Below are 25,248 nucleotides of genomic sequence, written 5' to 3' on the forward strand. Positions count from 1 at the left end.
GAAATAATATCTTTTTAATAATAAACAAAATTATATTAGCTTTACATTTAAAATGAATTTAGTATAATAAAGTTATGATTAATGTTTTGAATGATTATTTTGTGAGATATCTTTTTTCGGATAAAGGAAGCGAAGTAATATTGTTGGATTTTATCAATTCAATAATGCTTGACTCAGAAATGAAAACTTTTAGAGCAGCAGAGATTTTAAATCCTTTTAATTACAAAGAAAATTATGAAGATAAAGAAACTATAGTAGATGTAAAATGTATTACACAAAATGGTACAGTTGTTATAATAGAGATACAGCTTCAGGGCAATTCAAGATTTCCAGAGCGAATACTTTATTATTGGGCTTCTAATTACAGCAAACTTTTAAAACAAGGCGAAAAATATGATGCCCTAACACCTGTAATAAGTATTAATTTGCTCAATTTTAATTTAGATGATAATGAGAGTATACATTCTTGTTATATGATTTATGATTCATTTAATAAAAGATTATTAACAGACCATTTGCAAATTCATATAATAGAGCTTAAAAAATTTAGATGTGATTTAGTGAAACCAGATTTAAATTGTTGGTTAAAATTTTTTACTATTAAAAATAATAAGGAGGAAGTTATGTCTGATTTAGTAAAAGAAAAACCTATAATGGAAGAAGTACAAAGAAGATATAATAACTTTATTAAAGATAGATTAATGATGAACGAGTATGATAAGAGAGAAGCATATTTATACGGCAATCAAATAATGCTTGAAGAAGAAAGAAGATTGGGCATAGAACAAGGCATAGAACAAGGCATAGAACAAGGCATAGAGCAAGGAATAGAGCAAGGCATAGAACAAGGCGAAAAGATGAAGGCAATATCTATAGCAAGAAATTTAAAAAAATCGGGTATAGATATAAGAATTATAAGCGAAAACACAGGCTTAAGCATAGAGGAAATAAAAAACTTGTGAGTGCCTGACATTCGTAAGAATGGCAGGGATTATTTACGAACAAGTTTTTTATAAATGATAAAAGAGGCAGAAAAGCTATAATAGTCTATCCTATAATTTAATAGTATTAATAATATTATTTAACTTGTTAATTTTGTGAACAATACGCCCCTGCTCCTCAATCGGCGGCAATGGAATATAGAGAGCATTTAAACTATCAGTATTTAAAGTATTTCCCTTAATTGCTGTTTTAGTATCACCAGATTGAGAAATTAAAGGCATTATTAAAAATAAATAATTTGTTACTATTTTATCAGTATCTATAAATGGATAAATAGATATAATAGCTTCATTATGAAATGCATCTATCCCCAAGATTGATACTTTACCAACTGTAAGTTTAAAACTCATTAAAAGAGTTCCTGCTGTTGATATTCTATTTTTAAATATTTTTTCTGCTGAATGTTTATTTACCTTTTCTTTAGTTTCATACAGAACGCTATCAGGTATAAGGTCAGCTATTGAAACCCAAGGAAAAGTAGCATTATCCCAATATTCATTTTCTTTTCTAGGTGGAGTTTTACCCATTGAATATGATACTATATTATTAAATCTCACCCAAGCCCAGCTGTCAGGTATATCAAAAGGCAGTTCATCATCTATACAAACATCTTTCAAAATATTTTTGCCGTCTGAAACTCTTTCATAATACGAACCGTCTTTCTTATATATCTCGCTTGTAGTTTTATCTTTTTTTATCTTGCCTTCTTTTATTAATTTTTCTCTCTCTTCTTTTATGCGTTTCAAGAGTTTTTCTACGGGTTCATCTTTTTCGCTTTGCTCTGTGAGTTTGCCCTCTATGGCATATTGAAGAATAGATTTTTTTATGCTGTTAGGAAACTCTTTATTTAATTTAGTAATATTTTTTTCGAGGCTATCGTATTCATTAATAAGCGGCATTAAAAGGTTTATTTTTTCAACAATGCGTTTTTGTTCCTCGATAGGCGGCAATGGAATCAATAACTCAGATAATTTTTTAACTGATATAAAATTAAATGTTGTTTTACCAGCTACTTGTAAAAGATAAGTTTTAAAAGTAGGAGCAATAGTAAATATAAATTCTGGCATACAATATTTTTTCCAATATTCATTAATAACAAGCCCATTAAATTGCTGATTTGTAGTTAATGGAATTTCTGTTATAGCATATTGCCCTACAGTAGCACTAGTACAACATAATAGCACAGTTTTTACAGGTAATATTCTATTACTATTTTTAGATAATGCAGATTCATTTATAGCCTGTAATGTTTTATAAATTCTTCTTCCTTGATTATGTATATCCTCAACTGTAAACCAAGGAATAGTTGGATTATACCAAAATTTATTATTAGAACGTAAAGGAGTAAAACCATTTATAATAGTGCATAACTCTCCTATCCTTACCCAAGCCCAGCTGTCTGGTATTTCAAACGGAAGCTCTTCGTCTATACAAACTTCTTTCAAAATATTCTTACCTTCCGCAATCCTTTCATAATACGAGCCGTCTTTTTTATATATCTCGCTTATTGTATTCTCTTTCTTTATCTTGCCTTCTTTTATTAAGCTCTCTTTTTCTTCTTTTATACGTTTCAAGAGTTTTTCTACGGGTTCATCTTTTTTACTTTGCTCTGTGAGTTTGCCCTCAACTGCCATTTGAAGTATTGATTTTTTTAATTCCGATGCTGTCATTTTCTAATGCCTTTTATTATTTTAATATATTCATTATATTATCAAGCACTCTGTCTATATCTGCGTCCAAACTCGCCCTGCGCTCCTGATACTGTTTTATAAGTTCGTCCGGCGGCAGTATTTCTTCCTCCTCATGGGGGTATCCGCATAAGTCTATATTATAATTCCTTTCCGCTATCTCATCAATGCTGTATTTCTTGCTCTTGTCAAAACCATCTGCGCTAATCTCTTTTCTATTATCCCACCATTCAAATACTTCATTAAAATGCTCTAATTTCATAGGTTTAGTTTTTGAGAAGTTTTTATATCCTTCCGGCATATCTAATCTATAAATCCAAGTCTCTTTTGTGGAATGAGTTTTATCAAAGAATAATATATTAGTTGTAATTGATGTATAAGGAGCAAAAACACTATGAGGCATACGCACTATAGTATGCAAATTAAACTCTTTAAATAATTTTTTCTTTATAGCCGCTTTTATATTATCAGTACCAAATAAAAAACCGTCCGGAAGTATTACAGCACTTCTTCCATTAAGTTTTAATCTATACATTATAAGAGTAACAAACAAATCAGCCGTTTCACTGCTTCTCAAATCAGCTGGGAAATTCATTTTTATATTATCTTTTTCACTTCCTCCATAAGGCGGATTCATTACTATAATATCAAATTTCTCATTTTCTTTATACCCTCTCACATCATATTCAAGTGCATTGTCATGAAAAATATTAGGGCTGTCAACATCATGTATAAACATATTTGTAATGCATAATAAAAAAGGAAGAGCTTTTTTTTCTACCCCATAAATAAAATTATTATAAAGCTCTCTTTTTTCAGGCCCCTGCAAATCCTCATAAATTATATTTAAAGCAGAAGTTAAAAATCCCCCCGTACCGCATGCAAAATCTGCCATTCTCTCGCCTAGTTTAGGATTAATAATTTTCATTATAAAATCAGTTACAGCCCTAGGCGTATAAAACTCTCCCGCATTTCCGGCACTCTGAAGACTTTTTAATATAGTTTCATATATTTCGCCGAAAGCATGACGTTCTTTATAATCTTCAAAATCTATTTCATTTATTACATTTATCACCTGCCTTAAAAGTATGCCGTCTTTCATATAATTATTATTATCTTCAAATGCCGACTGTACTATACCTTTCACTTTTAAAGAACTGTCATCAATTTCTAATTTTTTAAGAGCAGGAAAAAGTTCAGTATTAACAAAATTTAAAAGCTCATCTCCGGTTAATGCCTTACCGTCTTTATTATCGACCGCCCAATTATCCCACCTCAGCTTCTCAGGTATTACCGATTTATAATAATCATAAACCGCTTCCCATTGCTGCTCTTTATAATTAAAAATCTTTAAAAATATTATCCACACCATTTGTTCTATACGCTGAGCATCGCCGTTAATACCCGCATCATTACGCATGATATCTTGAAGTCTTTTTACTAAATTATTTAAACTCATTTATCTCACTCCGTTTTCTATTTATATTAAAAATTTTTAATTTTTTTATTTTTTTTAGTTATAATATTTGCAGGGCTTTGCCCTTAACGAAGTACACACCGTGCAGCACCCCAGTTCTTTTATTGGTATAAAAGAACCAAAAGAACTGCATTTTTATAATTGTTTTATAATATATTAAAAACATGTATTACTAATAATAATTCATACTTATTATAAATTATAAACATATTAATAAAAATTATAAATCAAAAAAATATATTTATGCCGTATAAATTTCTTTTTGTAAATCCTTAACTGCATTATTATAATTTTCTTTTCCTCCAAAAAATGAAAATATTTTTGATGCAGAACCAAATCTATTAAATGGACTGTTTAATAATATGCTTCTATCTGTAATATCATTTATGCTATTATCCATATATTTTTCAAGCAAAGCATCTATCACTTCCCTTGCCGCTCCCTCATACTTATTTAAATAACCTCTTTTTTGAACATTCTTAATTCTTTCACTTTTTGTAAGAGGCTTTTTATCATAAGCAAGATGACATATTAAATCAAAATCATCTATATTTTCATCAATATGCTCATACTCTCTCAATGCTTCCAAGAATACCCCTCTCTTTAATAATTCTTCCAAAATTACAGCCTTTCTTTTATCGCTGTTCCAATCATTAAGAAAATTGTCAAGCGCAGCATATTCTCCAAGTATATTTTTTTTAGTATAATCTATCAAACTCTCTGTTATAATCTTGCCGTTATTATCCAAATACTGCACCCTCTCGCTTAATATTTCAACTTCAACCCCTCTAACAGATATCTTTACTCTTTTTTGTTTTTCTTCTTTTTCATCATCATTAATTATTATCTCTCCGTCATAATCATCTTCTTCAATGTTAATATTCTCTTCAATATCTTCATCTTCTTTTTTCAAATATTCATCATTAATACTTAATGGCCCTCCGTCAAAATCAGGGTCAGCAAATAACCTGCTTACATTTTTAAAATCCATTATAGTAAAATATTTCTTACCATAATCTTCTTTTATACGAGTGCCTCGTCCTATAATTTGTTTAAACTCTGTCATAGAATTAATATTATTATTTAACACAATAAGTTTGCATGTCTTGCAATCCACTCCCGTAGTTAGAAGTTTAGAAGTAGTAACTATAACAGGATATACGCTATCAACTGCTATAAAAGAATCAAGCTGTTTTTTTCCTTCGATATCATCGCCTGTAATACGCATAATATATCTGCTGTCTTCTTTTACCAAATTATTTTTATTATTCTTTTTGCAATACAAAGCATGCTCATTAATTAAAGCTCTTCTCATACGCTCAGCATGTTCTATATCATCGCAAAATACAATAGTTTTAGCAAATCTATCATTTTCTTCTATATGTTTTATTATACGTTTAGCTATTTCAATATCTCTCTCTTCAATTACAATGTTTTTATCAAAATCTTTTATATTATATTCTCTATCTTCTATTTCATTTCCTTCAATATCTGTTTGGCCTTTATAAGGACGCCAACCTTCTAAATCTGTATTAAGCCCCACCCTTATAACTTTAAATGGAGCAAGAAATCCGTCATCTATTCCTTGTTTCAAACTATAAGTATAAATAGGCTCTCCAAAATAATTAATATTTGAAACATCTTTACTTTCTTTAGGAGTAGCAGTCATACCTATTTGAATGGCACTAGAAAAATATTCTAAAATCCTTCTCCATAATGAATCATCTTTAGCCGAACCTCTATGACACTCATCAACTATAATCAAATCAAAAAAATCTTTACTAAACTCTCTGAATATTTCTTTATCTTCATTTGTTATTAACTGCTGATAAAGCGATAAATAAACTTCATAAGCACTATTCATTTTTCTATGTTCTATTTTAGTCATAACCTTTTTAAATGGTTTAAAATCCTGACTCATAGTCTGGTCAATCAATATATTTCTATCTGCTAAAAATAATATTTTCTTTGCCAAATTAGCTTCTCTAAATCTATGAATTATTTGAAAAGCAGTATAAGTTTTTCCTGTACCAGTTGCCATTACAAGAAGCATTCTTTTCTTTCCTTCGGCTGCTGCTTGAATAGTTCTATTTATTGCCACTCTCTGATAATATCTAGGACTATTCACTCCCTGTCTATAATAATAAGGTGTTGTAATAATTTTTTCTTTTTCATTATCTATATTGGAATCTTTCTTATACCTATTCCATAATTCTTCAGGACTAGGAAAATCATACAAAGAAATTTCCCTCTCTTCACCAGTTAACATATTATGCTCTAAAAATCTATCACCATTTGAACTATACACAAAAGGTACATCAAGCATTTCAGCATAATTAATAGCCTGCTGAATTCCATCTCCTAAATTATGCTTATCGTTTTTAGTTTCAATAATCGCCAAAGGTATATTTGACTTGTAAGATAATAAATAATCTGCTCTTTTAGGTTTATCTCTCACAACATCTTTTCCCTTTAATACAAAACGTCCATCAGTAAATGCATACTCATAATTTATTTGATTATCTTTCCAGCCTGATTTTTTAATTGCTGGTGTTATGATTTTCTGTTTTATATCTTCTTCTGTCATATTATAGACTCCAAAACAAATATGATGCCATTATATAAGAAAATAGTATTTTTACCATATTTTCCTATTTTTATTTAAGAAAATAGAAAAATTAAAAATATTCTAAAAAAGATTCTATCAGTTAACTTTTTAAATAAAATAGTAGTTTTATATAAAAAATAAATTTGTTATTAATCATTTTTTATAATATAATATATCTTAAAAAATATGGATTTAAAATATTGGATAAAGAAAGCATAACCAACTCCAATGAAAACTCTTATGATGTTAATAATTCTTCTATAAGACCAAAAGGATTCAATGATTTTATAGGTCAAGAAAATATAAAATCAAAATTAAAAGTTTTTATAGATAGTGCTAAAAAAAGAGATGTTTCTTTGGATCATATATTATTTTACGGACCTCCTGGTTTAGGAAAAACTACTCTTGCACAAATTATTGCAGAAGAATTAGGAAGCAATATCAAGGCAACATCTGCTCCTGTAATAGAACGTCCGGGCGATTTAGCATCTATACTAACAACATTAGGTGAAAAAGACATATTATTTATAGATGAAATACATAGACTTAGAACGGTTGTTGAAGAAGTGCTTTATTCAGCAATGGAAGATTTTTTCGTTGATATAAAGGTTGGAGAAGGAACAAGTGCTAAAAGTTTTAGAGTTAAACTTCCAAAATTCACTTTAATAGGTGCCACAACAAGAAGCGGACTATTAAGCACGCCATTATATGACAGGTTTGGAATAGTAGAAAGACTCGAATTTTATACTAATGAAGATTTAGCTGATATAGTAAAAAGAAGTTCAAAGTTTCTTAATATTGATATAACAGATTCAGCTGCAATTTCTATAGCATCAAGGTCTAGAGGAACACCTAGAATAGTTAATAGATTACTTAGAAGAGTATTTGACTTTGCTACAGTTTCTGATGTTTTAGTAATAGACGAGAAGTTTGCATCCGACTCATTAGAAAAATTGGGCGTTGATAAAAATGGCTTTGAAGCCCTTGACAAACAGTACCTAAATACTATAATAAAAAATTATAATGGAGGACCTGTTGGTGTGGATACTATATCTGTTTCATTATCCGAACAGATAGAAACAATAGAAGATGTAATAGAGCCATATTTAATACAATCTGGTTTTATTAAAAGAACACCAAAAGGAAGAGTTGCTACAATAAAAGCTTATAGCTATTTAAATATTAATGTAAAAAATAACGATAATTATAAAGAAAATACTTTATTTGATTTATAAGCTGGAGGTTTATTATTCAAACTAGAAACACTTTTGAAACAAAATCTGATATCAAATTAGATGAATATTACATACAGGAAACATCTAAAGATAAAAGTAAAGTAGCTAATAAATTTGTAAATAATTTTAAATATACTAACAAAAAACAAGCTTTAAAATATCCAAAATATTATAATAAAAAAGTAAATTACAAAAAAAATCATAATAAACTTTATCATTTAAAACTATCTATTTCTAAAATATATGGTTCAACTTCTCCTATAAGAAACTTCTTTAATAAAATAATATCAGCTATCATGAAAAAAGGTAATCATGAAAGAAGCATATTAATATTTTATAATAATGAAGAGAAAGGTTTAAGTTTACCTATCAATAATTTTATGATACTGTTTTTTATATTAATCTTTGCATCTTTAATTTACACAGGTTTTGATGCCTATTATAAACAAAAAGAGGCAAGAGATTTTTATAATACATTATCAGCAACAGAATCTAAAACCTATAGTTTAATTACAGAATATAAAGATTCGCTTAATAGATATTCAAAATCTCTAAAAGAATATAATGACACTATAAAAAATATTTCTTATTTAATAGATTATAATAATAACTCTTCTTTTAATAATAATAGCAACAATGATAATGATATAAATAAAACTTTAAATGAAATAGATAGATACCAAAAAAATATTTTAACCTTTATGGACGTACCTTCAGTAATACATAAAGAAATACCAGTAGGCTGGCCAGTTGCAGGAGGCGGTAGAATATCAAGCGGATTTGGGGCAAGATTTTCACCATTTACACAAGAAAAAAGTTATCACTATGGTGTTGATATTGCAGGTCCTTACGGCACTCCAATATTAGCAGCTGCTGACGGTAAAGTTGTTTTTGCAGGTTGGAAAAATGGTTATGGCTGGTTTGTACTTATAGAGCATGCTAATGGTTATCAAACAGGCTATGGTCATAATTCAGAACTTTTGGTACATGGCGGTCAGCAAGTTAAAAGAGGTCAAAAAATTGCTATGATTGGAAATACTGGAAGAACAACAGGTATTCATTGCCATTTTGAAGTGAGAATAGCAGGCGACCATAAAAACCCTATGCCTTATTTGAGTGCAAGATTTTAAAAAGATTTTATAAAAAATAATAAAAATGATTAAGAGGAATATATTTTTTTATATACTCCTCTTTTTTATTTTATTAATTATTTTTATAATTATTTTTATTAATTATTTGTTTTGGCATCTGGTTTAGGCTGTATTATAGAAGAAAGGATTAAAAATACTATTAAACTTGCAACAATACCCGGTATTATAGGGTCAACTCCAAATAAATTAATATTTTTATTATATTGAAAGAATATTGTAACAACACTTCCAGCTATTAAGGAACCCATACTAGCTACTGCTGATAATTTTTTCTTAGTATAGTTTCCAAATAAATATGGTATAAATACTCCGGCAGCACGCAAACTAAATGAGAACATAAGTATAGTTATTAAATTAGTAGCCTTAAAAGCTATAAACATAGATATAAGCCCAACTGCAATTATTGATATTCTTCCTAAAAATAGAATTTGTTTATCTGTAGCATTTTTATTTATGTACTTTTTGTATATATCATTTGTAGCTATTACAGATACTGCAAGCATATCAGAGTCAGCAGAAGACATAGTAGCCGATATTAAAGCAGAAAATAATAATCCAACTATAACAGGAGGCATAGTGTGAATTGCAAGCACTGGTAAAATATATCTGCTTCCCTCAGAAGTTAATAATTCTGAAGTAATAAGTCCGTCTTTTACAACGCTAGAAGCAATTAAACCTAAAAAAGCAGGAAATGAAGAATATAATATACAAACTAATCCCCCCATTAAAGAGCCTATCATAAGTGATTTAGAATCTCTTGCCGAGAAGAATCTCTGACTAATTTCAGGTCCAACAGAATATGAAGCTATATACATTATAGTAAGCGATATTATAGTAGGCCAACCCATACCAGCAGTAAGTGATTTTTGTGCAGGTGTGAGATTAGCAATTACATGCTCAAAACCTCCAGCATAATTTAGAGCAAAAGGTATAGCAACTAAACTTCCAATAAATACTAAAGAGCCTTGTATTAAATCAGTGAAAGCAACCCCCCAAAGTCCGCCCATAGAAGAATATGCTGTAACTACAACTGTAACTATTACAACAGATACTTTATAATTCCATCCTGTCATAACAGTTAATATACTTGCAGAAGCTATAAGCTGAGCAGCAGTAATACCTATCATAGGTAGTCCCATGATAATGGAAGTAACTAATGCATTTGCTTTACCATATCTATTATAAAAATATTCCGATACAGTAGTAACCATAGCATTTCTAAACCTCTGTGCCAAAAAGGCAAGAACTAAAAATGCAAAAGAAGCTGTAATTACATACCAAATCGCAGAAAAACCCCATTTACCAAAGGCCTGTTCTGCTAAACCAAGTGAAGTACCCCCGCCAATATTTGTAGCAGCCAAAGTTCCTGCCAAAAGTATTGGTCCTAAATTTCTTCCTGCCAAGGCAAAATCATTGCTATTACTAATCTTTTTACTAGAATATACACCTATAAAAAGCATAGCAACTAGGTATACAATAACTATTAATATAATAACAGTCTGTCCCATATAAAAACTCCAAAAAATTATTATAATATTAGTATATAACAATTTTTTAGAAAATACATAGGTTTTGCAAAAAAAATTAGATTTTTGTATTAAATTTTAAAAATTATTTTACTTGTATCATAGGAGTAACACCAGAACCAGAAACCTGAGGCATTTTACCATCCCATTTTTCTATATACATTCTCTGTATTAGAAGTGGTGTCAAAGATTCTTGCATTATTCTATTGGCTTCAGCTATACCATTGGCCTTAGTAATTTCAGCTTCTGCCTCATATTTAACTTTTTCTAAATCATTTTGAGCAGTAAGAGCATTTTGAGAAAGTATTAATTTTCTTTCTATTGCCTGATCAAACTCATCAGAAAAATCATGCTCTATAATAGAACAAGCAGCAACTGTAATGCCATAATCCTTAAAATATGCCATAACCTCTTTTAAAAGTTCTCCTGCCATCTCATTTCTTTTTGTAATAAACTCTTCTATAGTGTATCTTGCAGAAACAGCATTAAGACTCTCTGATATTCTTGGATTAACTAATTTGTTTTTATAATCTGTACCAAATTTTCTATATAATTCTAAAGCATCTCCTGTGATAGAATATTGAACATTCAAAGTCATTGATATAGTTTGCATATCTTTTGATGATACAGCATAAGTCTTTTCAACTGTTTGCTCTCTTACTTCCATAGTTTTAATGCTATCTATAAAAGGTATTCTAAAATGAAGACCAGCCTCTTCTTCTGATATAGCCTTACCTAATCTACTTCTTATACCAACCTCACCTGTTGATACTATTGTAACACTAGAAAAAATTAAAAAACCTACTATTAAAACAATAGGAAGCAGTATAAAAAGCATAGAATGTAATCTACTACTATTAACATTAATAATTCTCATAAACTTTAATCTCCTTAAAAATAGTTTATATATACTAAAATATAAAATATATTTTTGCAATAGTATAAATATATTGAATTATATTTATAGATTTAAATAATATTTATTTATTTTATCCAAATTGATTTTTGAGTTTATTATACAAAAAAGATAAAATTGTCAAAAAATATATAATTCATTTTTATAATAAAAAAGCTGCCCAACTTTTATTAAAGTCAAGCAGCTTTTATTTATATTAAATAAAATTAATTACTTAATAATTTGGTCAGCTATTCCAAGTAAAGCTTGAATTTTTGGTGAAAAAGCGACAACAGCACCAGCAAATACAACACTTATTAAGCTCATAAGTTTAATAAGAATGTTTAAGCTTGGTCCAGAAGTATCTTTGAATGGGTCACCAACAGTATCCCCTATAACAGCAGCAGCATGATTAGGGTTAGTGATTTTGTTGCCATTTTCATCAACTATCTTCTTACCGCCTAAATTACCAGCTTCAATATATTTTTTAGCATTGTCCCAAGCACCACCAGCATTAGACATCATAACAGCCATAGCAAAACCAGAAGTTAAACCGCCAACTAACATACCTATAACAGCAGGTACGCCAAATATAAAACCAACAACAACAGGTACAACTATAGCAAGTACAGAAGGAACAATCATCTCTTTTTGAGCAGATTTAGTACAGATTTCAACAGCTTTTTCATAATCAGCTTTTACTCCAGCCTCTCCAGCTAATAAACCTTTAATCTCTCTGAACTGTCTTCTAACTTCCTCAACAACTCCAGCAGCAGCACGTCCAACAGCTTTCATAGTTAAAGCACAGAAGAAAAATACCAACATAGCACCGATAAATATACCAACTAATACTTTAGGGTTCATCAAGTGAATATTGAAAGCATTCATAAACTCATTCATATGTAAGCTGTAAACTATTTTTTGATATAATTCTGCAGGTGTATTAGCAGTATATTCTATAGTACCTATATTAATAGAAGTTAAATTACCAGAATTAATCATTCTACCTAAAGAAACTTTAATCTCCTCAATATAAGCAGCAATCAAAGCCATAGCAGTTAAAGCAGCAGAACATATAGCAAAACCTTTACCAGTAGCAGCAGTAGTATTACCCAAAGAGTCTAAAGCATCAGTTCTCTCTCTAACGCTCTCAGGAAGACCAGACATCTCAGCGTTACCACCAGCATTGTCAGCTATAGGACCATAAGCATCTGTAGCTAATGTGATACCTAAAGTAGATAACATACCAACAGAAGCTAAAGCAATACCATATAAACCTTGAGAGAATGCAGAAGAACCAGAACCAAAACCGCCAGCAAAACCAAATGCTAATATAATAGAAACAACTACTGTAACAACAGGTATTAAAGTAGATTGCATACCAACAGCAAGTCCGCCGATTATAACTGTAGCAGGACCAGTCTTAGATTGTTCAGCAACCCATTGAGTAGGTCTGTATTCAGCAGCAGTGTAATATTCTGTAAAGAAACCAACAACATTACCAGCTATAAGTCCTACAATTATAGAAACAAATAATCCTAAATTATTTGGAAGAAGCATTTTTACTAATATGAAAGCAACTACTATTATTATAGCACTGCTCACATAAACGCCAACTCTTAAAGATTTTAATAATTCTCCCATAGTAGCACCTTCTTTAGTTTTAACGAAGAACACACCTATTATAGAAGAAAGAGTACCAATTGCAGCAAGTATCATAGGAAGAGATACAGCATATATAGGGCTGATATCAGGATTAATATAACCAAAAGCAGCAGAACCTAAACTCATAGCAGCAAGTATAGAACCTGCATAAGATTCGTAAAGGTCAGCACCCATACCAGCAACGTCACCCACATTATCACCAACGTTATCAGCTATAACAGCAGGGTTTCTAGGGTCATCTTCAGGTATTCCAGCTTCAACCTTACCTACCAAGTCAGCACCAACATCAGCAGCTTTTGTGAATATACCGCCGCCAACACGAGCAAATAAAGCTTGGAAAGAAGCACCTACACCAAAGCTAAGCATTGTAGTAGTAACAAAGTGCATCTTAGCAGATATAAACTCTGAAGAATCACGAGCAATATTACCTAAAGCTAAAAAGTCGGTATTAAACCAACTATTATCAAGCCAAGCATTAAGTATTATAAACCACATAGATATATCAAATAAAGCTAAACCAACAACAGTAAGTCCCATAACAGCACCAGAACGGAAAGCTATAGTTAAACCTTGGTTTAGTGATTTGCTAGCAGCATTAGCAGTTCTTGCTGATGCATAAGTAGCAGTTTTCATACCTAGGAAACCAGAAAGTGTTGAGAAGAAACCTCCTGTCAAGAAACCTATAGGAATGAATGGATTTTGCACTTTTAAAGCATAAGAAAGAATAGCAAAAATAATGAAAGCTCCAGCAAAGAAAAATGCTATAACTCTATATTGTTGTTTAAGATAAGCTATAGCACCAGAGCGAACATGTGAAGCAATTTCTTTCATTTTGTCTGTACCTTCATCTTGCTTACGCATCCATTTGTAGAAATAGAATGCAAAAGCTAAGGTTAGAATTGCCGCTGATATTGTAAAAAAGCGGGCATTTTGAGCTAAAATTTCGTATTTCATATACTTACCCTATTTTTTGAATTTTGTTAGAAATTATACAGTTACGAAGTATAACATAAAATACATAAATTGTCAATGATTTTTATATGATTATTGTATATAGTAGTATAAACTTATATATCTATTTTATTTTCCTTAAATATATTGAACCTGATCTATATTTTACTATTTCAGGATATTTTTTACACAAATAATCAGGAAAACATAATATTTCAAAATTATCATTATATTGTAAAAAAGACCTCAACATATAAGCTTCTGTATAAGCTCTTCTCTCTTTGTCAATCCAAATACTAGGATATTCAAAAGGATAAGGTATATCATGTATATGTATGATAACTCCTTTATTCAAATTGGGTAATATATCAAAAAACTGTCTATTTATATCACCAAATGGTCTGCAAACATGGGAAGAATCTATAAATAACAAGTCATTTTCTTCTAACTTAGAAAACACCTCTAAATCTACATCCTGTTGATTCTTTTCTATAATTGAAATATTGTCAGTCTCGAACAATAATGATTTTAATCTATCTGGTCTTGGTTCTATAGATAAAATATTAATCTCATTATTAAATATATTATTATTAATATCCAGCATAAGAGCTGTTGAAAAACCAGAACCTATTTCTATTATATTATTAGGTTTAATATAATTTATTATTGAATATAAACAAGAAGCACAATTAATTTCATACCAACCATTATTATAATAATATCTATACTTATCATTTTTTTCTTTTGGAAAATCAAATTTATCAAAAAACTTTCTTATTTTATTATAGAATTCTAACTGAACATCATCATTCATATTAATAGCATTAATATTATACATAAAACTAGTATTATTTTCTATTTTTTTAAATCCATCATTAAGTTCATCTTGTGGCGGGTATGGAGATTCATAATGACCAATTGGTACTATTCTATTATATCCTTTGTCATACAAATATTTTTTTATATATTCTTCTTTATTTTTTTCTATGTTATCTAATTTTTTTTGCATACTATCTAAATTATTAAAATATTCTATAAAAAATTCTCTTAATAAATTTCTAAGTTTTTTAAATGGTATATACCAAACTATATCATCTATATTTTTTCTTATTTTCTCATTCATTTATTGTCTCCCTAAATTTATTTAAAATAAAAAAGCAATATTGTATCTCAAAAAAGATACAATATTGCCTATAATTTTTATTATTATTGAATAGTTTAGCTTAGTGTTGTGTTGTGTTGTGTTGTGTTGTGTTCATAAATATACCAATACTATAACAGTTTTTCAATTATATACTATATTGTATACTATACTATTTTATTTATCAATTATATCTATAGATAAAGAAATATTAGTCATTATACATAATTATTACAACTATATTTTAAATAATTCCTTGTCAGCAACAAAAATATTATTTTGACAATTTCTATTTATTTGTTTATAATTAATAAGCAATAATCAACTATACAAAGGTTTATACAAAATTATGAAAAGAGTTTTAATTGTAATAGTTTCTATAGCTATAATATTCGCTATATCAATAGTCAGTTTAATAATATATACAGCTTCCCCTATATCAAAAAATTCTCAAAAAGTATATTTCGAAATTAAACAAGGCGAAGGTGCTTATAATATATCAAAAAAGTTACAAGAACAAGGACTTATTAGAAATTCAAGACTATTTGTTGTATTAGCTAAACATTTAAAATATGATAGAAAACTTTTAAGTGGTTATTATGAGCTTAATAAAAATATGAGTATGATAGATATAATGAAGCATTTAAATAGCGGAAAACAAGCTATGGTAAGACTCACTATTGCAGAAGGCAAAAACATATACGAAATAGCTAACTATTTAGACAATCAAGGCTTTACTACAAAAGAAGAATTTTTAAAAGCATGTCATGATAAAAAAATATTGGAAAAATATAATATTCCTTCTGATAGTGTGGAAGGATATATATTCCCTTCTACATATTATATAGTAAAAGGAAATCCTGCAGAAGTATTAGTTACTCATATGATAGATTCACTTTTTAAACAGTTTCCAGATTTGGAAGAGAGAGCAAAAAAAATAGGAAGAACAGTACATGAAGTATTAACTATGGCTTCTATTGTAGAAAAAGAGATGGGACCTAATGATGACCCTAAATTAATAGCCTCTGTATATTATAATAGATTAAATATAGACAAAAGACTAGAGGCAGACCCTACAACAATTTATGCTATGACTTTAGTAAAAGGTGATTATATAGAAAAACCAAATTTAAAATATGATGACTTGCGTATGGTTCACCCTTATAACACTTATAAAAATACAGGACTTCCTCCAGGACCAATATGTTCAAGCAGTGCTAAAGCTATAGAAGCATCATTAAACCCTGCTAAAACAGATTATATATTTTTTGTAGCAGACGGCACAGGCAAACATGCTTTCTCTGTAACATATGAAGAGCATTTAAGAAACATTGATAAATATATTTTTAAAAAATAACAATATTTTGTTATAGAAGTTTTTATTTTATATAAATTTTTCTCGCATTACGAGGTGAGAACTTCGTCAAAAAGTTTTCCCTTTCGGTCACGCTTCGCAGGGAGCTAGTCCCCACAAATAATAAAAAAGTTAAAAATTTTCAGTATATATTAAAACTATTATTTTATATCAACTTTTTCCCGTAGCAAAAAGTTGCAAAAAGTACAAATATTTCAACTATATATATTGAATATATATGAAGTATAAAGTTAATATAAATATTTTAGCTAAAAAATACAGTTCTTTTGGTAAAAATTTTTAGTATCAAACATTACAGCTTCTAAATATATTAAACACATCGTCTTTATTTAAAGCTCTAAAATGATTAAAAGTTAAGCTTCCATTTTTTGTAGTTCTATTCGTAAGTAAATCAAGCATATTATCATCTTGAATGCCTATACCTAATTCTGTAAAATTGGTAGGCATATTAATTTGTTTGAAATATTCTATAGTTTTATTTATTCCTTCAAGAGCATCATCAACATTCCACACATTTTTTGCATATTTTCTAAATCGCTCTTTAGTATAATCAGAATAATCATAGCAATATTTAGCCCAATGTCCCCAAACAGTAGAAAGGCTAGCTCCATGTGCCACGTCAAATTGAGCACTAAGTTCATGACCAAATTTATGTACTATAAAATCAGCCTCGTTTCCTAAACCTGTTAAAGTATTATGCGACAAACTTCCGCACCACATAAGCTCGCTCATAGCATCATAATTAGTTTTATCTTTCATAGCTATAAGACCATTTTTTATTACAACTATTAGTAATGCCTCAGCAATAGCATCAGTAGTTTCATTATAACAATTATCAGCAAAGTATCTATCTAAAGTATGCATCATAATATCCACTATTCCGCATGCTACTTGATAATAAGGCAAAGTAAAAGTAAAACAAGGATTCATTATAGCAAATTTAGGGCGATTAAACTCTGTATTAAAACCTCTCTTTTCTAAAGTTTCATCATTTGTAAGTACTGATGATATGCTAGTCTCACTTCCTGCTGCAGAAATAGTAAGTATGCATCCTACTGGAATAATTTTTTCTAAAGTTTTCTTATTAGTCCAAAAATCCCAAATATCAACATCAGGATTTGCAACCCCTATCGCTATTGCTTTTGCAGTGTCTATTACACTTCCTCCGCCTACCCCTAAAATTAAATCAGCATTAAACTCTATAGCTTTTTTTACTCCAACTCTCGCATGCGAAAGTAATGGATTAGCTTTTACATTATTAAAAAAAGTATAATCAATATTTTCCTTTTTTAACATGTTTTCTATATTATCTAATAATCCATTTTCTTTTATTCTATTAGACCCATAAACTATAAATACTTTTTTAGCATTTAACTTTTTTATTTCTGAAGCAGTATTCTCTTGAGCATTTTTTCCAAATATTACTTTAGTAGGAAGCTGTAAATTAAAGCTTTGCATATTTTAACCCCTTATAAATAAAATATATATAGCTAAACAACTATCTTTTGACATTGAAGTTTTTTATTCAACTTTTTCCTGCCGCAAAAAGTTTTCGCCCTACGGGCACGCTTAGCGAAAGTGCAAGTGTTTTAGCATTGTATGTTTAGAATATGTATAAACTATAAAATAATACTAACATTTTAAGCTAAATAATGCAGTCCTTTTGCTTCTTTGGGCCACCAAAAGAAGTGGGGGTTCGGGGGCTAGTCCCCGAGAATAAAAACTTAAAATAAAAACTTCTATAATAAAATATATATTTAAATATATAATAAACTAAAATTATTTTCTTAAATCATCAACTAATTTTGTTTTATCAATTGTTTTACTGTCTTTCTCTTTAATAACTTTAGCAGGGTTACCAGCAACAACTTGATTCTCTGATACATCTTCTATAACAACAGCACCTGCACCAATAACAGCATTTTTGCCGATATGAACACCCTCTAATACAACAGCATTAGCTCCTATTACAACATTATCCTCAACTATAACAGGTTTAGCAGAAGGCGGCTCTATTACTCCAGCCAATACTGCTCCCGCACCAATATGACAATTCTTACCAACAATAGCACGTCCCCCTAATACAGCTCCCATATCTATCATAGTGCCTTCTCCTACTTCTGCACCAATATTGATAATAGCTCCCATCATTATAACAGCATTATCCCCTATTTGTACTTTATCTCTTATAATAGCACCAGGTTCAATTCTCGCATTAACATTAAAATAACTTAATGTAGGTACTCCAGAGTTTCTTCTGTCATTTTCTAAATAATAATCCATTATAAACTCTTTATACTCTTCTAATATTTTTTTTATTTCATCATAATCGCCAACTATAAAATTAAAATCCCCATAAGAGAAAATTTTAGCATTAGTTTTTATATTTGATAAAGTTCCTTTTATATACGCTTTAACAGGTGTTTTTTTAGCAGAGTTTTTTATATAAGCAATTATATCTTCAGATTTTTTTAACATATCCATTTTTCACTCCAATGTTTAAATTTATAGATTAACATAATACACAATTAATTAAAATTTGTCAAAAAGAATTTATTAAATAATATTATAATTTATAGTATATAAAAAATATTTACTTTTATTATCTTTTTGATATAATTTTTTTATGAGAAATATCAATAGAATGAATGATTATTTTGTGCGTTATCTTTTAGGCTCTGTAGGTCATGAAGATGTACTTGAAAATATAGTAAATTGTGTACTTAGAGATTTAGGCTTCCAAGAAGTTCATAATTTAGATATAATCAATCCTCATAATCTACCAGAAAATATTAATCTTAAAGAATCAGTTCTTGATGTAAAAGCAATTACAAAAGATAAGAAAAAAATCATTATAGAAATACAATTATCTGGAAATATAGATTTTGTAAAAAGAATATTTTATTATATATCAAAAAATATTGTTAGTGAATTAAATGAAAATGAATCTTATGATATTATTAGTCAAGTAATAAGTATCAATTTTATAAACTTTAATATGGATTTTAATGATGAAGGCAAAGCTCATAGATGTTTTAAATTAATAGATACTAAAAATCATAATGTATCATTAGATATGATGCAGATGCATATAATAGAAATACCAAGATTTATAAAAATTCTTAATAATTCAAATATAGATGATATTAAGAAAAACAAAATATTCTTGGATAGAATTTTTTACAGTTAAGGATTTAGATAAAGTTAAAGAAAAATTAAAGGAGGTAAATGAAATTATGCCTAAAGTAATTGATAAATATGAGAGATTTATATCAAGTGAAAAAGAAATGGCGGTTTATAATGCAAGAGATGCATTTTTATATGGTCAAACATTAATGCTTAAAAGAGAAAGAGAAGAAGGTATAAAAGAGGGCATAGAAAAAGAAAAATATTCATTAGCTAAAAACATGAAAGAGAAAAATATGGATATAAATCTTATTAGTGAATTAACTAAACTTAGCATAGAAGAAATAAAAAAATTATAATTGTATGTTAATTAATATAATTAAAAAAATAATATTTTAATTTCACAATTAAATAAAATTTATAAACTATATAAATTAAGTCCCTATATGATTATTTATAAATAATATGCTAATTTTACAAAATAAAATTAAAACAATAAAATAAATAAAATCAATTTACCTTTTCTTTTACTATTCCGCTTCTATAAGCATTAAGCAATTCTTCTAAATCTGTTATTCTTTTGTTTAAACTAATACCAATATCAGTTTCTCCTACAGTAATTCTAGTTACAAATCTATCTACTATAGTTGTTTTTGAAGATATTCTAAAACCAGATTCTACTACCTCAGCAAAAGGTCTATGCTCTGCTATAAACATTGCATTAGAGTTTGATATTAAAGTATAGCCTCCTATGCCTGTGCTTTTATGATATGCCTTTGAAAGTCCTCCGTCTATCACTAAAAGTATGCCTCCGCCTTTTATTGGGCTTTCTCCTTTATGAGTCTTTACTGGTACATGTCCATTGACTATATGTGATTTATGTATATCCAAATCAAACTCTTTTAATATACTCTCACAATAATCTTTTTTATCTATATGATAATAATATGAATTATAACTTTCTTTATGGGTTTCTTTATCTTCTATAAAATATCTTTCAAAGGTTGTCATTTTATTTTTGCCGAATAATGGAGATTTTGGTCCGCACCATAAATACCAGCAATAATCCAAAGCATTAAGCTGCTCTTCACTTCCTGCTTCACAGTAAAATGCCTTACGTACCTTATCTTCAACTTGCTTCAAATATCTCTTTCCAGATAAATATTGTCCGTCTATATATACATCATCAAAACTGCCGTCTTCTTTTGTAGGTATGCATCCATGATAAAGCAAATTACCATTAAATATTTTATATATTCCTCCCTTAGCATAAATATAGTTAGTATGCTTTTGAAGTGTTGGGCTATTGATAAAAGAAAATGCTAAACTCTGTATTAAAGTATTTTCTCCTTCTGTAAGTTCAAATGGGTTTTTAGGATTTATTGTTGGGAAGTTTTTATCTTTAAGCTCATAAGTTTTACCATCAAGTTCTATTGTTCCTTTTTTATAATCGATCTTATCAAGAAGTATTCGTTCATCCATAGCATAATTTGGATGCCTTTTTATAAGCTGACATTCCAACTTAAACTGTATTATTGATATAGCCTTATGCATCTTTGAAGCTAAATCTTTATCAACCTCATCATATATATTTTTATCTAAAGTATTAGGTTTAAACACTTCGCAAGGGTCGTCTTTATAAACCTCATTAGCAAATGATGACAAAGCCCTTAAATTGATACCATAACTATATTCAAGCAAATCAAAATTATTATACCTCACAGCCAAACGAACAGCATTAGCAACACAAATTAAACTTCCCTTAGCAGCCCCAAGCCAATGTATATCATGATTTCCCCAAGCCATGTCAACTTCATTAAAATTCATTATACTCTCTATTACCTTATCTGGGTGAGGTCCTCTGTCATAAATGTCGCCCACAATATGAAGCCTGTCTATACTGCATTTTCTTATCAAAGCACATAATGCCATAATAAACTTTTCTGATGCAGATACATCTATTATAGAATCTATTATAGAAAAATAATAATTCTCTTTATTGTCTTCAACAGATGTTTGTAAAAGTTCATCAAGTATATAAGCAAAGTTTTGAGGCATCTTCTTTCTAATCTTTGACCTTGTATATTTGCTAGTAACAAGTTTGCATATTCTAATAAGTCTATATATAGTTATTCTGCTCCAATCATTAAAATCTTCTTTTGCAGATTTTTTATTAATCATATTCTTTGTATCTACTATAAGTATTTGAAGTTCTATTCTCTCATTTTCCGTTAAAGTATTTCTAAATAATATTTCTATTTTCTCTTTTATAACCCCAGATGAAGTGCCTATTAAATATTCAAAGCCTTCAGATTCTCCATGTATATCGCTTAAAAAATATTCTGTACCTTTGGGTAATTTAGATATGGCTTTTAAATTGATAATTTCAACGGAAGCATCATCTATTGTTGGGTATTCTTTTGATAATAGTTCTAAATAATCTTTATCTCTCATAATAAAACTCCAAAATATTATTTAAAAATATATATGAAAATATTTTTTTATTGTAGAATAACTCCGATATAATATATAAGTATATACAAAAAATAATATTAATCTATTATTATGAAAAATATAATAATAAATTTAACTAATTTTTATAATATTAATATATAATTAATATAAAAAAGAGTAATGTTTATGGCTGAAATTAAAAATGTAAAAATATTTCATTCTATAAGGGGTGTATCTCAGAATTTTGGAGAAATTCCAAAAATAGATTTGGAAATTGATTTAGACAATGAATATAATATATACAAATATAAAGATGATAATATTATAAGAAAACTTAAAAATATCATAATATCTAAATTAGAAGAGGCAAATATTACAAAACAAGATAATATTATGCTATATAAAATAGCACCAAATAGTATACTAGTGTCTATAGCATTTATATTAGAAAAGTATAAATATAATTTTGATTTTTTACCAAAACCTAAAGATTCTCTTATTTGGGGATATAAAGATATTGATATTAGCGACCCTGAATTAACCAATTTTATAGAGAGCAAATTAACTCAATTAAGAATATCAAACATAAATCAGCCAATAGGTATAATATTATCAGGCAGGTCTAATGTGGATAATATAGAAGAAGTTTATAAAGATAATGAAAACCTAATTATAAATAAAGGCTTTGATTATTCATATACAAATATCATAACTATCACACATGAAATAAGACTGCAAGAAAACTCTGATAAAAGTTTAGTAAATAAAAAATGTTATGATATATTTGTAAGCGAAATAAACTCTATTTTTAATGATATAATATAATATAAAAATATTAAAGAAGTTCATATATTAAGCTCAATACTAGCGAATGGGCTTTTATATTTGGGAAAGAAAATGGCTAGTTATAAAAATAATCATCTAACATTTTATATTTATAATTACAGCAGCAATAATAATAGATATGAATTAGGCACAATACTAAATAGCAATTTAATAGATGAATATTAATAATAATAGCTTTATAAAAATATTATAATTTACTGCAAATAAGAATAAAAGAATCTTCTTATTTCTAAAGTATCAACTACAACATCTTTCAATTTAGGGCTTTTCATAGAAGGTGCTGTATAATAATATAAGGGTATTAAAGCCATATCATCGCCTATAAGCATATCTTCTGCAATGTGCATATTACTCATTCTTTTATTATTATCTATAGTAGACTGTGCTTCTTTTATAAGGTTGTCATAATTAATATTGCTGTATCCTACTCTATTGCCTGCACTTTCTGATGTGAATAATTGAGCAAAAGTCATAGGGTCTAAATAATCTCCAATCCAATCGGCACGGCATACTGTATAATTTCTTGTTTGTCTATTTTTTTGAAAAACTGACCATTCTTCTTGAGTAATAGACATATCTACATTTAAATTTTCTTTCCACATCTGCTGCACCGCTTCAGCTATTGTTACTCCTGCACCGGGATTTGTTTTAAACTCTAAAACAGGAAAATTAGCCCCATTGCTATATCCAGCTTCAGCGAGAAGTCTTTTTGCTTCTTCAACATTTGCATTATAATCCTCTTTTGATACGCTAAAATAATTTCCGCCGTTTTCTCTAAAATCCCCATTTACATCTTTAAGACCAAATGGAATAAATGCTCCAGCAGGAACTTCTCCGCCTTTTGTGATATTTTCTACTATATAGTTTCTGTCTATTGCTAATGCCAAGGCTTTTCGAACTCTTTTATCTTTTAATACTTCATTTGTATTATTTACAGCATAATATGCACTACCCAAAGATGGTGTTATAACCAAGTATCCTTCTTCTCTTAAAAGCTCTATATCATTATTTTGTATTCTTGAAGAATAATGTAATGAACCTTCTTTTAATGCTGGATATGCTGTTGATATATCTGAAAGCATTATAAAATCTATTCTATTTGCAACTATATTATCTTTATTCCAATAATTTGTGTTTAACTCTAATGATATTAATTCATCAGTCTTTCTCTCTATCATTTTATAAGGACCATTTCCTATATATGTATTTGGGTAAAAAGTCCATTTATCGTTATCTTCAATGTAATCTTCACGTAAAGGTGAAAATATAGGTATGCAAAATAATTCCAAAAAATATGCAGTCGGAGCTTCAAATTTAACTAATAAAGTTTTTTCATCTATTGCCTCAACACCCAATTCTTCTTTTCTAAGTTCACCTGCCATTATTTTATCAGCATTTTTAATGGGTGAAGCTAAAAAACTATAAGAAGATGCCGTATTAGGATCAACCAATCTTCTAAAAGAGTATACAAAATCATTTGCTATAACCTTTTTACCATCAGACCATTTAGCATTATCTCTCAAATTAAATATAATATTTAACCCATCAGGAGATACTTCCCAACTTTCTGCAACCCCTCCTACAATATTATTTTCTTTATCTTTTGTAACTAATCCTTCAAATAGATGAACCGCATAAATCATACTGTCAATTGCAGATAAATATGATGGATCTATGCTCTGAGGCTCTGCCCCAACTGTAACCTTTATCACTTCATTATTTTTTACATCATTAGAACAAGCTAAAATAAAAATACAAGATAATATTGCAAATAATTTTTTCATTTGTTAATCCTAATTTTTAGTTATGTTAACATTAATGTAAAAATAATAAATTGTCAATATTTTTTTTATATATAAACTAATTAAATTATTGATTAATTAAATTACCAGAATATTTGTTTGTACCTTGCTCATATATAAAATAAAGCCCATTTGAAAAATCTAATAATAAGTATTGTCCTAAACTATTAACTTCAAACTGTTTAGGAGTATGAGATATTGGACATTTTTTAGTATAAAAAAAGCAGTATCCTTGTTATAATATTTTGATATAGAAAATAAATAAAGGATACTACTATGAAAAAAGATTATAGCACAGAATTTAAA

16 protein-coding genes and 1 pseudogene are annotated in these 25,248 nt (G+C 28.5%); 6 read left to right on the plus strand and 11 right to left on the minus strand.

The features are described 5' to 3' along the window. Positions 1-74: 74 nt before the first annotated feature. Positions 75-962 carry an Rpn family recombination-promoting nuclease/putative transposase gene (locus EPJ72_RS11420; protein WP_147732266.1) on the plus strand — a complete coding sequence of 296 codons (888 nt, stop codon included), beginning with the start codon at positions 75-77 and terminating at the stop codon, positions 960-962. Between the two features lie 90 nt (positions 963-1,052). Here the strand turns inward: EPJ72_RS11420 and EPJ72_RS11425 are convergent, their stop codons facing one another. The 3 genes from EPJ72_RS11425 to hsdR all read right to left on the minus strand — a co-directional run bounded on the left by EPJ72_RS11425 (position 1,053) and on the right by hsdR (position 6,754). Then, positions 1,053-2,672, minus strand: coding sequence for a restriction endonuclease subunit S (locus EPJ72_RS11425; RefSeq protein ID WP_147732267.1), 1,620 nt, complete (start codon positions 2,670-2,672; stop codon positions 1,053-1,055). A 16-nt stretch (positions 2,673-2,688) separates the two neighbouring features. Further along, positions 2,689-4,149 (minus strand): class I SAM-dependent DNA methyltransferase, encoded by a 1,461-nt coding sequence (locus tag EPJ72_RS11430; protein ID WP_147732268.1) that lies wholly within the window; start codon positions 4,147-4,149, stop codon positions 2,689-2,691. A 259-nt stretch (positions 4,150-4,408) separates the two neighbouring features. Next, entirely contained in the window at positions 4,409-6,754 is a 2,346-nt protein-coding gene (gene hsdR, locus EPJ72_RS11435; protein WP_147732269.1) for an EcoAI/FtnUII family type I restriction enzme subunit R, read from the minus strand. 221 nt (positions 6,755-6,975) lie between these two features. On the opposite strand from hsdR, the gene ruvB reads away from it, so the two are divergent. Together ruvB and EPJ72_RS11445 are read left to right on the plus strand one after the other, a co-directional pair. Continuing rightward, positions 6,976-8,010, plus strand: a complete 1,035-nt coding sequence (gene ruvB / locus EPJ72_RS11440) for a Holliday junction branch migration DNA helicase RuvB (RefSeq protein ID WP_147732270.1) — start codon at positions 6,976-6,978, stop codon at positions 8,008-8,010. Between the two features lie 230 nt (positions 8,011-8,240). Continuing rightward, entirely contained in the window at positions 8,241-9,140 is a 900-nt protein-coding gene (locus EPJ72_RS11445) for a M23 family metallopeptidase (protein ID WP_439897274.1), read from the plus strand. A 98-nt stretch (positions 9,141-9,238) separates the two neighbouring features. Here the strand turns inward: EPJ72_RS11445 and EPJ72_RS11450 are convergent, their stop codons facing one another. From EPJ72_RS11450 to EPJ72_RS11465, 4 genes are all read right to left on the minus strand, one after another. Beyond that, positions 9,239-10,669 (minus strand): sodium:solute symporter family protein, encoded by a 1,431-nt coding sequence (locus EPJ72_RS11450; protein ID WP_147732272.1) that lies wholly within the window; start codon positions 10,667-10,669, stop codon positions 9,239-9,241. Positions 10,670-10,772: 103 nt separating this feature from the next. Further along, positions 10,773-11,564 (minus strand): prohibitin family protein, encoded by a 792-nt coding sequence (locus tag EPJ72_RS11455; protein ID WP_147732273.1) that lies wholly within the window; start codon positions 11,562-11,564, stop codon positions 10,773-10,775. A gap of 249 nt (positions 11,565-11,813) precedes the next feature. After that, complete coding sequence (locus EPJ72_RS11460; protein ID WP_147732274.1) at positions 11,814-14,201, minus strand: sodium-translocating pyrophosphatase; 2,388 nt, start codon at positions 14,199-14,201, stop codon at positions 11,814-11,816. 121 nt (positions 14,202-14,322) lie between these two features. Continuing rightward, a complete protein-coding gene (locus EPJ72_RS11465; protein WP_147732275.1) occupies positions 14,323-15,321 on the minus strand; it encodes a class I SAM-dependent methyltransferase in 999 nt (332 codons plus the stop codon). A 367-nt stretch (positions 15,322-15,688) separates the two neighbouring features. On the opposite strand from EPJ72_RS11465, the gene mltG reads away from it, so the two are divergent. After that, complete coding sequence (gene mltG, locus EPJ72_RS11470) at positions 15,689-16,696, plus strand: endolytic transglycosylase MltG (protein ID WP_147732276.1); 1,008 nt, start codon at positions 15,689-15,691, stop codon at positions 16,694-16,696. A gap of 303 nt (positions 16,697-16,999) precedes the next feature. On the opposite strand, the gene EPJ72_RS11475 is transcribed toward mltG, so the two are convergent. Beyond that, complete coding sequence (locus EPJ72_RS11475; RefSeq protein ID WP_147732277.1) at positions 17,000-18,172, minus strand: iron-containing alcohol dehydrogenase; 1,173 nt, start codon at positions 18,170-18,172, stop codon at positions 17,000-17,002. A gap of 321 nt (positions 18,173-18,493) precedes the next feature. Further along, complete coding sequence (gene dapD, locus EPJ72_RS11480) at positions 18,494-19,198, minus strand: 2,3,4,5-tetrahydropyridine-2,6-dicarboxylate N-acetyltransferase (RefSeq protein ID WP_147732278.1); 705 nt, start codon at positions 19,196-19,198, stop codon at positions 18,494-18,496. Positions 19,199-19,340: 142 nt separating this feature from the next. On the opposite strand from dapD, the pseudogene EPJ72_RS11485 reads away from it, so the two are divergent. Next, positions 19,341-20,199: pseudogene (locus EPJ72_RS11485) on the plus strand (Rpn family recombination-promoting nuclease/putative transposase). 151 nt (positions 20,200-20,350) lie between these two features. Here EPJ72_RS11485 and EPJ72_RS11490 read toward each other — a convergent pair. After that, positions 20,351-22,294 (minus strand): fructose-1,6-bisphosphatase, encoded by a 1,944-nt coding sequence (locus EPJ72_RS11490; RefSeq protein ID WP_147732279.1) that lies wholly within the window; start codon positions 22,292-22,294, stop codon positions 20,351-20,353. Between the two features lie 186 nt (positions 22,295-22,480). On the opposite strand from EPJ72_RS11490, the gene EPJ72_RS11495 reads away from it, so the two are divergent. Continuing rightward, complete coding sequence (locus tag EPJ72_RS11495; protein WP_242005009.1) at positions 22,481-23,119, plus strand: SAVED domain-containing protein; 639 nt, start codon at positions 22,481-22,483, stop codon at positions 23,117-23,119. A 215-nt stretch (positions 23,120-23,334) separates the two neighbouring features. Here the strand turns inward: EPJ72_RS11495 and EPJ72_RS11500 are convergent, their stop codons facing one another. Then, positions 23,335-24,924, minus strand: a complete 1,590-nt coding sequence (locus EPJ72_RS11500; protein ID WP_147732280.1) for a peptide ABC transporter substrate-binding protein — start codon at positions 24,922-24,924, stop codon at positions 23,335-23,337. Between the last annotated feature and the right edge of the window lie 324 nt (positions 24,925-25,248).

Source organism: Brachyspira pilosicoli (genome assembly GCF_008016535.1).
GTDB classification, from domain to species: domain Bacteria; phylum Spirochaetota; class Brachyspiria; order Brachyspirales; family Brachyspiraceae; genus Brachyspira; species Brachyspira pilosicoli_A.